This is a genomic window from Clostridium sediminicola (assembly GCF_050402865.1).
Classification (GTDB): domain Bacteria; phylum Bacillota; class Clostridia; order Clostridiales; family Clostridiaceae; genus Clostridium_AF; species Clostridium_AF sediminicola.
Genome location: NZ_BAABMF010000004.1, coordinates 244,475 through 259,362, shown reverse-complemented (window position 1 = coordinate 259,362; position 14,888 = coordinate 244,475). Strand labels below are relative to the sequence as shown.

Genomic DNA, 14,888 nt, shown 5'->3' with positions numbered 1-14,888 from the left:
TCTAAATTGAATTTTGGGGATAAAAATAAGACCTATCAATGATAAGTCTTAAAATTATTTATAAAATTTTAATTAGTCTTTAACCATTGAGACCATGTAATCTTAAAGTTATCATCATTTTGAAGTGCATATTCATAGAATTTTTTTATAAATTCACTTCTTTCTTCTGCATTTTTAGATGTATTAACCGTATCATCTAGCAAGTCTTGTCCACCAATTAAAACCTGCCTGTTCATTATATCATCAAGGCTAACTCTTTTAGCATTTTTTATAATATCATACATTACCATAAAAGTAGTTGTTCTCCCAATTCCCTCTTCGCAATGAAAATGTACCCAGATATTTTGGGGTAAGGATTGAACAAATTGTACAAAATAATCAACCATATCATCACTTGGTTTTTCTTTATCTGTGACAGGTATACGTATATAAGACATGCCATTATTCTCAACTAATTGTTTCTCATTTTGTATCTTTGTAGGTATTAATTTTTGATTTTGAATTAATATTTCTTTGTTATTTTCAATACTACCCAATTTATTATTTTCATTATCTAATATTTGCTCTTTAGTTAATCCTTTGTTGGATGTATTCTTCTTATTTACCCAACTTATCGGTATTCCATTTATAAATCCATGATGCTCTTGCTTTAGATCTACAATAATTATGGAATTACTATCTATTGCCTTTTTTATCACATCTAAACTATTCTCTGAAAATTGCCCACTTCCAGAAATTTTCAAATCAGATAATCCAATTGAATTTTGTACCACATCATCTTTTATATTACTATTACACATACGAAAGTTTTTTGGCAATTGTTCTATATTAGTTGAATCAATAATAGGATTAATACTATTTGTATCAAATTTTCCTATAAAAAAATCTTTAAAGTATATAAAAAATATACTAATAATCACTATAAAAGTAACTACACATATTTTTTTCTTTCTATTCATCATATATTCTTCCCTCCCCGCTCTCATTTATATAATAATGCATAGAAATATTAATTTTATATTTTCTTACTTATCTTATCATATTCTAGAAGTTGTTCAAGTAAAGAAATTAAATATTTATACTCTGTAAGATTAACTATTCCTTCTTTATTCATCTACTTCACCCTTTCCTTGTGACTTAAAATATAATTCCAAAGCTTTTTCAATAACATCTTCAATTTCTGGCTGTTTAGTTTCAGGTGCAAAGAATTTATTGATAAGCTTAGGTTTTAATTTAATAGTTGACGACTTATTTACCTTTCGTTTTTTATTTAACTCTCCTGAAAGAATTGCATAAGCTGTATCTTCATTTAGTTTTTTTGCTTCTGAATAAGCTCTTAAACTTTCAGCTTTCTTCATATCTACTTTGAAGTTATGTTCAGAAAGAATAATTTCTACAATATATTGATTTTCCTCTGTTAGATATGAAAGAGTTACTGAAGCTGTAAAAGGTATTTCTTCCATATCCAACCTATCTTTTAACTCTTTTATAAGATTGCATATTCTTAAATATCTTGATACAGACCTCCCTGAAAGATTATAAGTTTTCCCTGTTTCATCTGCTCTTGTCAACTTCTCGCCAACTTGTCTAGAAGTTTTATTATCCGCTTTTATTTCTCAAATTAGATTCTCCAACCTTTACTGATGTTGGTATCTTGCTTTCAAAGATGTGAATATGACTTCCATATGCTTCTTGTATAATTGATAGAACTTCCTTTGACAATTTCATTCTTTCTGCATACATAGTAAGAAGTATCCCATCAACTTCAATTTTAGGGTTAATCCTTTTTTTACACTTATGATATTTTTTAATAATAACTCCAATCCTTTAGCCGAAAGATATTGAGGAGTAACAGGTATAATTACACTATCACATGCTGCAAGAGCATTAATTGTTAACATTCCAAGCGATGGAGAACAGTCAATAATAATATAATCATAAGCTTCCTTAATTTCATCAATAATAGACTTTAAAATAAGTTCTCTACTCATCACATTAACAAGTGCTATTTCTATTGCCGATAATTCTAAGTTACATGGAATAAGATCAATGTTTCCTGTTGAAAAAATATACTTATCTTTTTTAGGTAGAGTTTTCTCTTCAATAGCCAGTGACATCAGGTTATATATTGTAGTGTTAATACTATCAGTGTTATAATATCCAAAACATACAGTTAAACTACTCTGTGGGTCAAAGTCTATAAGTAAAACTTTCTTCCCCATTTCAGATAAAGCATACCCTAGATTTAAAGCTGTAACGGTTTTCTAATTTAGTCCTATTATAACAGCGCCATCTATTATTATGTAACAAAGTGGTTAGCTTTGAAATATTCTTTTTTCTGAAAGCTCAATATTGAGCTCTCCGGATTTTACGGTTGTCATTACTTTTATCCCTTAATTCACTATTGACTTATTATTAATTCAGTACTCAATTCTTTCCCATCTTTATCATAAAATTTTGTCCAATCATACATACCAAATTCTAAATCTCCTTTATATACTTTAATGAAATAATCTTCTTCTGAAATATCCTCTATCACTGTTTCATTATCCATTACCGTTTTAAAATTAGAAATTATTTTATTTGGATTGTATCCATACACTGCATATGTACTTACATTTTTATCTTCTAAACAATACCTGCCAACGCAATGATTATTTAACTCCAAAATGCTATCTATATACCTGTCAAACAAATCCTTTTTATATATCACTAATAAATATTTCTCTTTTGCATAATTATTTTCATATTTTACAGAACACAAGAAGTACTCGTCACTATATTTATTCAATTTCTTTTTTATATTTAGATCAACTATGCTATTATCACCATCCTTAACTCTTCTTTCAATATCATGAAGCACCTCATTGTATGGCACAGTTCCTCTATTGTAAACAATTCTTACTGCTACTATTATTATTATAAAAACAATAACCTTATCTCTATATTTTCTCATTTCCAAAAACCTCACCTATTAAAATTCACATATTTGTCTATGTACTACCTAATTTTATCATAATTTGGATTATTCCCTTGTCTACCCATGGAATAGAAAAGCAAAAATATTTAAGGCTTTTTATAGGTTTTATTATTCAAATTAAAGAAACCACCATAGTGGTGGTTTAAAATGCAAGTATTATTGGTCCAGGGAGCTTTCTGGGCTCATAGCATCCCAGTTGCTATGAATAATCAGTGCATTAGCAAATCCCTTAGTTAAGCATGCTATATTGAATTTAGTTTGATTTCAGATTGCAATAAGCATTTTTCATTCGATTTAATGCTTTTGTTAATAATAAACGTGAAGTAGCTAAATTTATTCGAAAGAAACCTTCACCATCTTTACCAAAGGCGGAACCCATATAAACTTCTACATTTGCTTCTTCAATAAACCATTTTTCAAGTTGCTTTTCTGTAACATCTAGATTTTCATAATTAATCCATAAAAGGTAAGTACCTTCCCTTGGCATTACTTTAAATTTAGGCATATGTTCTGATATATAAGAACGGAACATTTTTTCATTATCGTCAATATAAGAACAAGCTTCTTCTAACCAATCATCACAATAATTATATCCAGCTTCTACTGCTACAACAGAAAAAATATTAGGATTATGTATTCCAATGCGGTCAATATCAGCAGCTATTTTATCACGAATTTCTTTATTTGGAATAATCATATATGAAATAATCGTTCCTGGTACATTGAATGTTTTTGTTATAGAATTAGCACATATAAGATAATTTTGAATATCACCTTTTATTTCTAACATACTAGTATGTGTTATATTTTTGGATGATAAATTAGCATGTATTTCATCTACAAATAAATAAATATGATGCCTTAGGCAAAATATAACTAATTGTTCTAGTTCTTCTTTTGACCAAACTCGACAAGTAGGATTGTGAGGATTACACAAAATAAGCATTTTTGTATTTTCATCTACCACAGATTCTAATTGTTTAAAATCAATGCAATAACGGTCATTTTTAAAAATTAACGGACTATCAACAACAGTACGGTTGTTTTTAATAATAGCATTTCGTAAAGGTGAATATGCAGGTGTATTGATAATTACTTTATCATTAGGATTGGTAAAAGTATTTATACAAATTCCAGCAGCAATATTGATTCTAGAACAAAAAATAATCCATTCTCTTGGTATATTAATACCATTATGTTTTTTTATCCAACGTTGAATACTAGTGTAAAAAGAATCATTTAAATCTGTGTATCCAAAAACTCCATGATTTACTACTTGTGAAAATGCATCAAGAATTGGCTTTGGAGACATAAAATCCATATCGGCTACCCCTAAATGAATCAAATCATTCCTACCATACTTTTTCGCTATAGTATCCCATTTCCCACAGTTTGTATTACGTCGATCAATAATTTTATCAAAATCATATGAATATGTAGACATTTTGTCAGTTTCCTTTCATTGAAAATTATTTATTAATAGAATTCAGCTTGATTCATGGACTAATATAGACTAGGAAGTATTTATTTTTTTAAACTGTGCTGGTGTATAATTAGTGTGTTTTTTGAAATATTTAGAAAAATAATTAGGATCATTTATACCAATTTGTTCTGCAATTTCATAAATTTTAAGATCTGTTCCCGCCAAAAGTTTTTTCGCCTTTTCAATTCTTATGTCTTTCAAATAATCACTAAATGTACTTCCCATTGTAGTTTTAAACATTCGACTTAAATAAGATGAATTTACATAGAATATTTCCGAAATTTTTTTGCATGATAATGTACAGTCAGAAATATTTTCATTGATATAATCTAGAATATTATTAATTACCTTATTACTTGTACTTTGTTTGAATTTCTCTATTTTTTGTATAGTGTATTCCGCAAGGTTCAAAATGTACTTTTGTATACTTTTTATATCTTTTAACTTTAAAATATGTTTATATGGCAAATTATCTGTTGAATATAATTCATTAACACTAATTCCCATTTCCGAAATTGTATTCAATATAACATTTACAATAGATACAGATATTACAGTAATATTCGAAAACGGCATTGTGTGCTTATCTTGTATAATATCAAAAACAATATTAATCTGCTCTAATACTTTTTCTTTTATTGGAATTTTTAAATATAAGGAAAGATTATCCTCAATTTCGTGTAGGGTATCCCTAAATTGAGTGTATTGACTTTCAGAATTTAAATTAACACTTAAAATTTTATCTTGACTAAATTCTTCAATTTGCAACATCCTATAAGCATACTTGTAGGATACTCTAATATCAGTCAATTCTTCCACTGGCTTTCCTATACCAGTATGAATATTAACATTAAATTTTTGATAGATCATTGTTGTAAAATAAGAATCATAAGAATACAGGTTTATTTTTCTATTTTCACTCAAAACCACAATATTTTGATGAATATCTAAAAAAGTTATAACTCCAGATGTATTATTAGTAACTGCTTTAATAGTATCTTGAATTCTAATTGTCTGTAAAATATTCTCCTCTACATCAGATCCTAAATCAAAAGAAATTAGAAGTATATTGTAATAACCTTTATTCATATGTAGAGGGATTTCATAATATTTCAATTTATTATATAACTTTTCTTTTGAAAAGACATTTATAATCATATTATTTAAAAAATGTTGAACAATATATTCCCAATTATCCTTTAGTTTATCCTTTAAACTTATATATTCATTAAATTGTTTTTTTTCTTCAAATATATTGTATTTTATATTATTCATTACTTGAATTATTTTATCCCTTTTTATAGGTTTCAATAAAAAACCAGAAACTCCAATATCTACACCTTTTTGTGCATAGTCAAATTCATTATGTGCTGTTAACACAATTACCTTAATATTGGGATATTCTACCTTTACTATTTGCGCAAAATCAAGTCCATTTATAAATGGCATTTCAATATCTGTAATAATAACATCTGGTTTTTCTGTACTAATTAATTCCAATGCTTCATTGGCACTAGCGGCGCCTAAGGTAACTTCATAACCCAAAGCATTCCAATCAATGCATATTTCTAATAATTTTCTAGTCTTTTTCTCATCATCAACAAACATAACTCTTAATAATTCACTATTTAATTCCATATTCACACCTTTTTTTCTTTAAACTAATGGTATAATAATTTTTACTACAGTCCCATGATGTTTTTTACTATTGATATCAATTATTGCATTATTTCCATAAAAGATATTAATTCTTTCCATTGTTCCTATCAAACCAAATCCTAATCTATAATTTTTATCATTTAATTTAGCATTTTTCAAGCTAATAATTGTATCATTATCCATTCCTACACCGTTGTCCTCAACCATAAAGCAGATATTGTCTTTTTGTTTTTTCACTGAAAATCTAATCATTCCAAGACTCCCCATTGGCTTAATGCCATGATATATAGCATTTTCTATTAATGGCTGAGTAATTAATTTTAAAACTTTATAGTTAAGCACTTCTTCATCAATATCATAACTTACATTAAAAAGCGATTCATACCTTAATCGTAGAAGGCTAATATAATCTTTTACAATTTGAATTTCTTGATCCACTGTAATTACTTGACCACCGCTACTTAAACTTCCCCTATAAAAACTTCCTAAAGTTTCTATAGCCTCATAAACATGTTGGGGTTCTTCAGCCAAAGCCATATATCCAATTGCATCAAGAGTATTATATAAAAAATGAGGCTTTATTTGCTCTTGTAATACTCTAAGTTCTACCTTACGTTTAATTTTTTGCTCCTTTACTAATTTAGTAATTAATGATTGAATTTCATTAACCATTAAATTATAATTTTTTTGCAAAATTCCAACTTCACTATTGCTATATTTCACTTCAATAGTCTCAAAATCACCATTTTTCATTCCTCTCATAGCATTAATTAGCTGATAAATAGGCTTTGAGACTGATTTGGATATTAACAAATAACTCAATAACATTAATATAGCATTAAAAAACAAAACTAGTAGTGATATTGTAACTAAGGAATCTGATAGATACTTTGTTTTTTTAACAGGAAATTCAGCTATTATTTTCCAATCATGTTCTGGTATATATAGAGCTGCTGTTAATTTATCATCATGAATTTCACTATAATACAATTGGTTTTCCCCTATATTTTCTAGAATTCCTTTTGTATACAATGTTGCATTTATTCTATCAGACTGAACCATCAAACTATTATCTTGATCATATAACCCTACATAAGTGTTATTTGATGTAAAAACAGTTTCAAATAATTCATTAATAGATTTTATTGGAATATTAAATATAGCAATCCCAATAGGTTCTTGTGTTTCTAAATCATTTATTACTCTGATAGCTGAAATAAAATCTGATTGATATGTTTTCTCGAATATATTACCTGCATTATAGTATAAAATATATCTACCTCTTGCTTTAATTATTTCTTCATACCATGATGCATTCTTAATTGACTCTATAGATAGTTTTTTTCTACCTTTTTTATCAATACCATAGAAAAATTTATCAAAATCTGTAATGTAGATTGCATCTAAGTTATTATACGTATCAACTAAAGTAAATATAAAATTATCATAAATTTTACGATTTTCCAATGTCATTGGTTCTTTAAGAACATCTTTTATCCCGAACTTAAGCAGCAAATTATAATTATTATTAGCTGTGTCTATCATTTCAACAAGGTTTGTTTTTACCGATATCAATGTTTGTTTTGATGAATTATTTTGACTAACCGCTGAATAAGTTTCCAACACATAGCTATACAATAGATATGTAAAAATTATACTGGACATTATAAATAATACATAAACTAAAGCTATTTTTCGTGATATTTTTTGATTAAAAAGTAACCTTTTTAAATGGTCAAAAATTTTTTTTAGTCTATTTGTTTGATTCATTCTATTTTTATCCATATAATTATCTCCAATTTAAGATATCTATAGTTTTAATTTCCCACCCAAAAGTCATTGAATTGTAATATATTATTATATAAAAGAAAACACCAACCTTTGTTTATTAATTTACTCTCTACAAACCCATAATATCACAAGGAGGTGCTTTTTTCTATTTTCAATTACCCTATAATAATTTATCCTATAAAACCACTGAAAATTTTTAATAAACTATACTTCTTTAGAAAATTTATTCAATATACTAAATATTTGATAGAAATTCTAATGCATACTGTACGTAAAGTCTGCTGCCAAGTTCTAAAGCTTTTTCATCAATCTGAAAACATTCATGATGAAGTGGATAGGATGTGTTTGGTGTTCCATCGCATGCACCTAAAAAAGCGAGAACACCTGGAACTTTTTCTAAATAGCGTGAAAAATCTTCTGATGTAGTCATTTTTGATTTTGTAGTAAGAGCTTGCATGCCCGCAATTTTTTTAACTGCATTTTCAGCAATTTTACTGCAATAAGCATCATTAATTACAGGAGAAAGAGATTTAGTATAGTTAAGTTGTACTGAAGTATTATACATCTGTGCCGTATGTGTAGAAATTCTTAGTAAAGCATCCTTAAAATAATCCTTTAATTCAGGATTAAAATATCTAAGATTACCAGATAAGACAGCTTCTGAAGCTAAAATATTTGCTTTAGTTCCAGAGGTAAATTTCCCTACAGTTATAACTACCGAATCTAATGGATTAATTTCACGAGATACAATTTCTTGTAAATTAACTACGAGTTTAGCCCCAACAAGAAGTGCATCAGTTCCTAAATGCGGCATTGCTCCATGACCACCACTGCCCTTTATTCTTATAGTAAAATCATCAACCCCTGCCATACGTGGACCACTTTCAATAGATATTTTACCAGTAGGAAGATCAGTCATTACATGAATAGCAAATATGGTATCTACTTCATCTAAAATACCAGTTGCAATTATTTCTTTAGTAGCTTCTCCCGTTTCTTCAGCTGGCTGAAAAATGACTTTTATACAACCGTTAATACTTTGTCTATTTTCATTTAAAATTTTTATTGCTCCAAGTAGCATAGCAATATGAGCATCATGTCCGCATGCATGCATTATACCAGATGTTTTAGATTTATAACTAAATCTATTTTTTTCTTCTATAGGAAGCGCATCAATATCTGCTCGAAGAGCAATAGTCTTTCCAGGCATACCTTGAATAGTCGCAACAACCCCTGTTTCACAAATAGTATAATATGGAATTCCCATGGATTCTAATTCTCCAATAATTTTTTTGCAAGTATTAAATTCATTTAAGCTTAATTCTGGATTTTGATGAAAAAATCGCCTAAGCTCAATAACATATTTTTTAAGATCAAAAGATAATTGATTCAAAAAAACATCTCCCAAATTATTGATTTTTTCTAGCCTTTTACTGAACCTGCAATTAAACTTGACTGTACTTGTTTATTAAGTATCAAGTAAATAATAATAATAGGTAAAGTTGCAACAACTAACCCCGCACCAATTGGACCCCAATCTGTGGTATATTGTCCTACAAGGGATTGAATTCCAACCGTTAGTGTCTTATATTTAGGATTACTAACAAATACTACAGCATACATTAATTCGTTCCATGATTGCAAAAATGTAAAAATAGCAATAGTAGCAATAGAAGGGCGCATAAGTGGTAAAATAATTTTGAAAAATATTCCATAAATCGTACAACCATCTATGCAGGCTGCCTCTTCCAATTCTTTTGGAATTGCAGAGATAAAACCAGAATTAATCATTATTGCCATTGGAATTGCAAAAGCAGTATAAGGAATAATTAAAGCCCAATAAGAATTTAGTAAATGAAGATTTCGCAGCATTATAAAAACAGGTAGTAATGCAGCATGTATGGGAATAGTTATCCCCATTAAGAAGAATGTTTGCATAGGTTTTCTTAATTTCCATTTCATTCTTACCAATGCATATGAAGCCATTAATGAAAATATTGATACGAACATAATCGTTACACCTGTAACTATTATACTGTTTAATAAGTATCTACCAACATTACCTCCCATAAATGCATGTTTATAATTTTCAAATCTCCATATTTGGGGCAATCCAATCATATTACCTTGAAATATCTCCACATTATCTTTTAATGAAAATGTTATTAGCCAATAAAGTGGGAAAATTTGTATCATTGCCCAAATAGCTAATATAACTTTAATGATAATTGATGAAACTGTCTTTTTAGAAAAAGCTTTCGTCTTCATATCACAACACCTCCTTTTCTTTAAGCTTCTTTAAATGATTTACGAATAACATATGCAAATATAAAACACTCTACAATAATAAAAATAGCCATTGAACTACCATAACCATACATATTCCTTGAAAAAATTGTTTCAACCATTAAAGTACTTGGTAATTGACTAGCTCCAGCTGGACCTCCTCCTGTCATAACATATACTAAGTCAAAGTTCTTTAGAGAACCTACCACTGCAAAAATAACACAAACTTTAATAATTGGTTTTATTAATGGAATAGTAATTTTTGTTGCTTGTTGGAAAGCATTTGCTCCATCTATTTTAGCGGATTCAAACACTTCAGCTGGAATTGATTTTATTGATGCGTACATTAACAACATATGATAACCTATATACTGCCATAATACTGGTATAATAACCGATATAATAACTATAGATGTATCACCTAACCAATTTCGTGTTAATCCATCAAGATTAAGAAAACGAAGTGCCGTATTTAATAGCCCGTATTCTGGATTATATATTTTCATCCAAAGTTGTCCAATTACAACAGTAGAAATTAAGACCGGCATAAAATAAACACTCACATAAAAACGTTCATATTTAACTCCTGAAGAAAGAATAAGAGCTAAAATCAAAGCAATTGGTAATTGAACAAAAACAGATCCCGCTGCGAAAATCAAAGAATTTTTCACTGCTCTCCAAAAACCATCACTGTTTTGTAGAAATAATTCTTTATAGTTTTCAAATCCAATAAATATTTTATCTCCAATTCCATCCCATGCATGTAAACTATAGTATGATGACATAAAAATCGGCATAATAATAATTGCTGCAAAAAACAATAATGCAGGAAATAAGAAAAAAAAGATTGCTTTTTTATCTGAAAGAACTCGATTCAAAATTAATTCCTCCTTCTGTATATTAATCAAATAAACCTTCTATGGTTATTCCACAAAAAGTAATTTAGTTGAACTCCGACCACAATATATAGCAAGGATCTTCCACTCTAATTATATTAGAAGTGGAAGGTTTCCTTTAAATAACTATTTAATCATTTAATTTTTTAAGTTCTTCAACATATTGTTCAGGTGTAATTTGACCGATAAAGAGCTCTTGAAGTTTATTTAAGTATACTGTTGCATCTTTTCCTTCCATTAGGTTGTCCCACCAAATAGTATAACTACTTGCATCTTTCGTCATATCATAAATATCTGCTAATAATGGATTAATACTAGACTCATCTACTTCAACATTTGTATATGGTAAAAGACTAGAACCAATCAAATATTTTCCAACTGCCAATTCATATGCAATATATTGAGCTATTTCTGCAGTTAATTTCGGATCTTCAGTCTTTTTGCTTACTGCAAATCCACTATCCGGCCCACCTGTAAAATCTTTCGCACCTGCCTTACCGTCTTTAAACACTGGGAAAGGAGCTACTACAACTTTATCTTTCACCTTAGATGTATCTTTATAAACACGAGTTGCAGTCCAACTTCCATTTAAATACATTGGAATCTTACCTTCAAAAAATGGAACTTCAGATTCTTCACGAGAAATTCCCGCTGAGCCTTCTGGAAATGCCCCTAAATCAACAAGCTCTTTAATTGCATTAGCAGCCTTTAGATATCCTGGATCATCAAAGCTTACTTCTTTACTCATTGTTTTCTTAATTCCTTCGCCACCTACTGCACGTAAAGCAAATAAATCTTGATACATAGCAATAGTCCATGATTCTTTAGCTCCTACAGTTAATGGAGTAATACCATTTTCTTTGAATTTTTTAACCGCATCAATTAAATCATAATAAGTTTCTGGAATTTTTATAGAATATTTATCAAACATTTCTTTATTATAAAACATACAAGCTACTGATTGATCTGTTGTAAGTGCATATGTTTTCCCATCAGCTTGAAATCCTTTTAAAACCTCTGGAGTTAAATGAGATTTATATTCATCTGTAAAATATTCATCTAATGGTAAAAGCCTATCTGCTGAGATAAAAGGTTTAATGAACCCGTGGCCCCAAGTATAGAAAATATCTGGCGTTTCATCTGCAGCAATGGCAGCCTTTATCTTAGTTTTATATGACTGATTTTCAGCTGTATCTACTTCAATTTTTACATTAAATTTCTCCTCAGCCTGCTTAACAATTTTATCTATAACAGCTTTATTAGGGTCATTGTCTCCACCAAAAATATGCCAAATTTTTATTGTCTTAACGTTTTCATTTTGAGCAACATTTCCGTTTACTTGCGAATTCTTTTCTCCTTCACCATTTTTTGCACCACATGCTACCAAACTCATTAGTATAGCAATAATACATATAATACATGTACCTTTCTTGAAAAATTTATACATTAAACCACCTCCATAATTTAATAATACATTTATTTTATATGAATATTATTTAAAAGAAAATGTACTTTTAATATTATATATGGTAAAAACATGACAAAAAAATAAGTAGTAAAAGTATCATAATTTACTTCTGGAATCTCGTTACATTTTATAGTAATATTATTACTTTTCTATAATAGTAAAATTTAGCTCATACGTTAATATTTAATCAATTCTATCCAATTAATCATGGTATCTAAAGTAAGTTTTGTATTTCCTATATTGCAATGATTAGAAGCACATTCTTTGTCTGTAAATAGTCTGAAAGTTAAAGAATGTACATTACTCAAAGAATTTAATTCCTCCTGAAAAAGCTTGTAATCAATAAAATGATCTTGATTTGCTCCTATCACTAACATATCTTGATTAATCAAATGCCCCACATCTATCATTTGAAATTTATTCAATTTTACTACATACTCATAAGGAGATTTTGCATCATAAGCATACATACCGTGCTTGATTCCCCAGTCTACTGTAGTATCTTTTTTTGCCTTCATTTTAAAAGCTAAATTAAATATAGGCGCTGCGTGAAGCTTCATTAATATCTTTACTACTTTTTGAAACCATTTTGGAAACATACCTAATGCAACAAAAAAGAAGTTAGGAAAAATAGACCATGCGATTACTCTCTTAATTCTCTTTTCATAAGCCGCTGCTCTAGGTGCTAGCATTCCACCTAATGATGCACCTATAATAGTAACATCATCAAGTTTAAGATAATCTAGTATAGTTGTTACCGGTTTTTCCCACTCATATGTAAAATGTTTTCCCTGGGTACGCATAACCCCTCCTTGTCCCGGTCCTTCAAAAACATATACATCAAAACCATTCTCTGCAAAATATAGCATTGCAAAAAATAGTTCTTCCATATAAGAGTCATTTCCACCATGAAGCAAAATAGTATCCTTCTTTTCTCCTACTGCTTTTGTATATAACACTGGAAGTTTTACTCCTTCATAGGGGACTTCATAACGAATTACAGTCCCATCTTCAAAATACTCTTTATAATAATCATAAAACATACTCGTAGCTAATTTATAATGTTTCTCTTTATCTGGGTCTCCATCATACATAAAAAATTCACTCATTCTATAATATGCAATAGCTTCTTTTATTCTTCCTTCACTCTCAGCCTGAGCCCCTATACCGATCAACTCTTTTTTCCATGTTGCACTATCTTTGATTTTATCAGCAATTTTCATAACATCTTCCAAATCACCCTCATTCCACATTACAACACGATTTAATTGAAAATTGAAATTAGGTTGTTCATTTAAATTATGCAATCCTTTTGCAAAAGTAATCTTATCTTTTTTCATTTTATCTTATCTCCTATCTTAAATTTAAAAGACATAGTCTTTTATTCCTTTGACTATGCCTTATTATAATTAAGAATTTAAAATAAAACTTCTAAATAATAGCTAAGTTTCAAATACTATAACACTTTATAAGATTTTTATCATATCCGTAAAAAATATTTTTTATTATACCTGTATAAATCTTACGTCTTTTCGAAATCCATTTGCTGTAATTCCAAACATATTCTTATTAGTTGTAGCAAAATGTGATGGGCTATGAAAACCAGCCTTTATGCTTGCTTCTGTAATATTTTCTCCTGCTAATATATATTCGTAAGTCTTTGCTATCTTTATCATCACAAGAAAGCTATTTAGTGATATCTTTGTCTCTTCCTTAAATAAATGAGAAAGCCTACTTTGAGATAAGAACACCTTTTTGCCCAACTCACTTATCATACCTTCTGTTATTTCTTCTCTATCTCGTAGCAAAGACAATACTTTTTTGATTCTATCGTCTTTAATATATGGTCTCTTTGTATCTAAATGACAAGCGCTTAGTATTCTTTCATAAGTATTAGAATAGGTCTTTTGTACTTGATGAACATCTTTTCTGCTTTCCATATTCTCATTCCAAATTTTCTTAATTTCCTGTACAGTAGCTAAATTCAAAGTATAGTAGGGAATATTCTCTAAATATTTTTCTTCAATTTCCTTAGCTATATCTGTAGTTTCATCAAATAGGTATAATAAAAGATCATTTCCATTGCTTTCAATGGTATGAGATACATTTGAAGAAATCATGATACCTTCACAAGTCACCTGTTCATCTTCAATAAAACAATTAATTTTTCCACTTAAGCTAATCAGTAAATGCTTTGCCCAATGCTTATGCTTTTCTGGATCGTTATAATCAGCTAATAAAAGCACATGATCCATGGCCCAAAAAATTTCTGTCATAGTCTCACCCCTTTTACCCGTTTTAAAGCATTAATTTTTGTCCATATAA

At 28.7% G+C, this 14,888-nt stretch carries 14 protein-coding genes; all 14 read right to left on the bottom strand.

The window, feature by feature from the left end; all coding sequences use genetic code 11:
* Positions 1-68: 68 nt before the first annotated feature.
* Complete coding sequence (locus ACQ3F0_RS09965; protein WP_428865082.1) at positions 69-962, bottom strand: phosphatase domain-containing putative toxin; 894 nt, start codon at positions 960-962, stop codon at positions 69-71.
* 144 nt (positions 963-1,106) lie between these two features.
* Complete coding sequence (locus ACQ3F0_RS09960; protein WP_428865081.1) at positions 1,107-1,571, bottom strand: hypothetical protein; 465 nt, start codon at positions 1,569-1,571, stop codon at positions 1,107-1,109.
* Between the two features lie 28 nt (positions 1,572-1,599).
* Positions 1,600-1,743, bottom strand: coding sequence for a hypothetical protein (locus tag ACQ3F0_RS09955; protein ID WP_428865080.1), 144 nt, complete (start codon positions 1,741-1,743; stop codon positions 1,600-1,602).
* A complete protein-coding gene (locus tag ACQ3F0_RS09950; protein WP_428865079.1) occupies positions 1,725-2,222 on the bottom strand; it encodes a ParA family protein in 498 nt (165 codons plus the stop codon). Before ACQ3F0_RS09950 ends, ACQ3F0_RS09955 begins: the two co-directional genes overlap by 19 nt.
* A 179-nt stretch (positions 2,223-2,401) precedes the next feature.
* Positions 2,402-2,956, bottom strand: a complete 555-nt coding sequence (locus ACQ3F0_RS09945) for a hypothetical protein (RefSeq protein WP_428865078.1) — start codon at positions 2,954-2,956, stop codon at positions 2,402-2,404.
* Positions 2,957-3,233: 277 nt separating this feature from the next.
* The gene (locus ACQ3F0_RS09940; RefSeq protein WP_428865077.1) at positions 3,234-4,424 is read right to left on the bottom strand and encodes a MalY/PatB family protein; all 1,191 of its coding nucleotides are present in this window, start codon (positions 4,422-4,424) and stop codon (positions 3,234-3,236) included.
* Between the two features lie 69 nt (positions 4,425-4,493).
* The gene (locus ACQ3F0_RS09935; RefSeq protein ID WP_428865076.1) at positions 4,494-6,101 is read right to left on the bottom strand and encodes a response regulator; all 1,608 of its coding nucleotides are present in this window, start codon (positions 6,099-6,101) and stop codon (positions 4,494-4,496) included.
* 18 nt (positions 6,102-6,119) lie between these two features.
* Positions 6,120-7,907 (bottom strand): sensor histidine kinase, encoded by a 1,788-nt coding sequence (locus ACQ3F0_RS09930; protein WP_428865075.1) that lies wholly within the window; start codon positions 7,905-7,907, stop codon positions 6,120-6,122.
* A 241-nt stretch (positions 7,908-8,148) separates the two neighbouring features.
* A complete protein-coding gene (locus tag ACQ3F0_RS09925; RefSeq protein WP_428865074.1) occupies positions 8,149-9,306 on the bottom strand; it encodes an amidohydrolase in 1,158 nt (385 codons plus the stop codon).
* A gap of 29 nt (positions 9,307-9,335) precedes the next feature.
* A complete protein-coding gene (locus ACQ3F0_RS09920) occupies positions 9,336-10,181 on the bottom strand; it encodes a carbohydrate ABC transporter permease (protein ID WP_428865073.1) in 846 nt (281 codons plus the stop codon).
* A 20-nt stretch (positions 10,182-10,201) separates the two neighbouring features.
* Entirely contained in the window at positions 10,202-11,077 is an 876-nt protein-coding gene (locus ACQ3F0_RS09915; RefSeq protein ID WP_428865072.1) for a carbohydrate ABC transporter permease, read from the bottom strand.
* A gap of 148 nt (positions 11,078-11,225) precedes the next feature.
* Entirely contained in the window at positions 11,226-12,542 is a 1,317-nt protein-coding gene (locus tag ACQ3F0_RS09910) for an ABC transporter substrate-binding protein (protein WP_428865071.1), read from the bottom strand.
* Positions 12,543-12,739: 197 nt separating this feature from the next.
* On the bottom strand, positions 12,740-13,903 hold the full coding sequence (locus ACQ3F0_RS09905; RefSeq protein WP_428865070.1) for an alpha/beta hydrolase: 1,164 nt from the start codon (positions 13,901-13,903) through the stop codon (positions 12,740-12,742).
* A gap of 165 nt (positions 13,904-14,068) precedes the next feature.
* Positions 14,069-14,839 carry a helix-turn-helix domain-containing protein gene (locus ACQ3F0_RS09900; protein WP_428865069.1) on the bottom strand — a complete coding sequence of 257 codons (771 nt, stop codon included), beginning with the start codon at positions 14,837-14,839 and terminating at the stop codon, positions 14,069-14,071.
* Positions 14,840-14,888 lie beyond the last annotated feature (49 nt).

What these genes read in the sequence shown, in the direction of transcription:
- ACQ3F0_RS09965 (WP_428865082.1), bottom strand. Translation starts at nt 962, where the DNA reads ATGATGAATAGAAAGAAAAAAATATGTGTAGTTACTTTTATAGTGATT.
- ACQ3F0_RS09955 (WP_428865080.1), bottom strand. Translation starts at nt 1,743, where the DNA reads ATGTATGCAGAAAGAATGAAATTGTCAAAGGAAGTTCTATCAATTATA.
- ACQ3F0_RS09950 (WP_428865079.1), bottom strand. Translation starts at nt 2,222, where the DNA reads ATGGGGAAGAAAGTTTTACTTATAGACTTTGACCCACAGAGTAGTTTA.
- ACQ3F0_RS09945 (WP_428865078.1), bottom strand. Translation starts at nt 2,956, where the DNA reads ATGAGAAAATATAGAGATAAGGTTATTGTTTTTATAATAATAATAGTA.
- ACQ3F0_RS09940 (WP_428865077.1), bottom strand. Translation starts at nt 4,424, where the DNA reads ATGTCTACATATTCATATGATTTTGATAAAATTATTGATCGACGTAAT.
- ACQ3F0_RS09935 (WP_428865076.1), bottom strand. Translation starts at nt 6,101, where the DNA reads ATGGAATTAAATAGTGAATTATTAAGAGTTATGTTTGTTGATGATGAG.
- ACQ3F0_RS09930 (WP_428865075.1), bottom strand. Translation starts at nt 7,907, where the DNA reads ATGGATAAAAATAGAATGAATCAAACAAATAGACTAAAAAAAATTTTT.
- ACQ3F0_RS09920 (WP_428865073.1), bottom strand. Translation starts at nt 10,181, where the DNA reads ATGAAGACGAAAGCTTTTTCTAAAAAGACAGTTTCATCAATTATCATT.
- ACQ3F0_RS09910 (WP_428865071.1), bottom strand. Translation starts at nt 12,542, where the DNA reads ATGTATAAATTTTTCAAGAAAGGTACATGTATTATATGTATTATTGCT.
- ACQ3F0_RS09905 (WP_428865070.1), bottom strand. Translation starts at nt 13,903, where the DNA reads ATGAAAAAAGATAAGATTACTTTTGCAAAAGGATTGCATAATTTAAAT.
- ACQ3F0_RS09900 (WP_428865069.1), bottom strand. Translation starts at nt 14,839, where the DNA reads ATGACAGAAATTTTTTGGGCCATGGATCATGTGCTTTTATTAGCTGAT.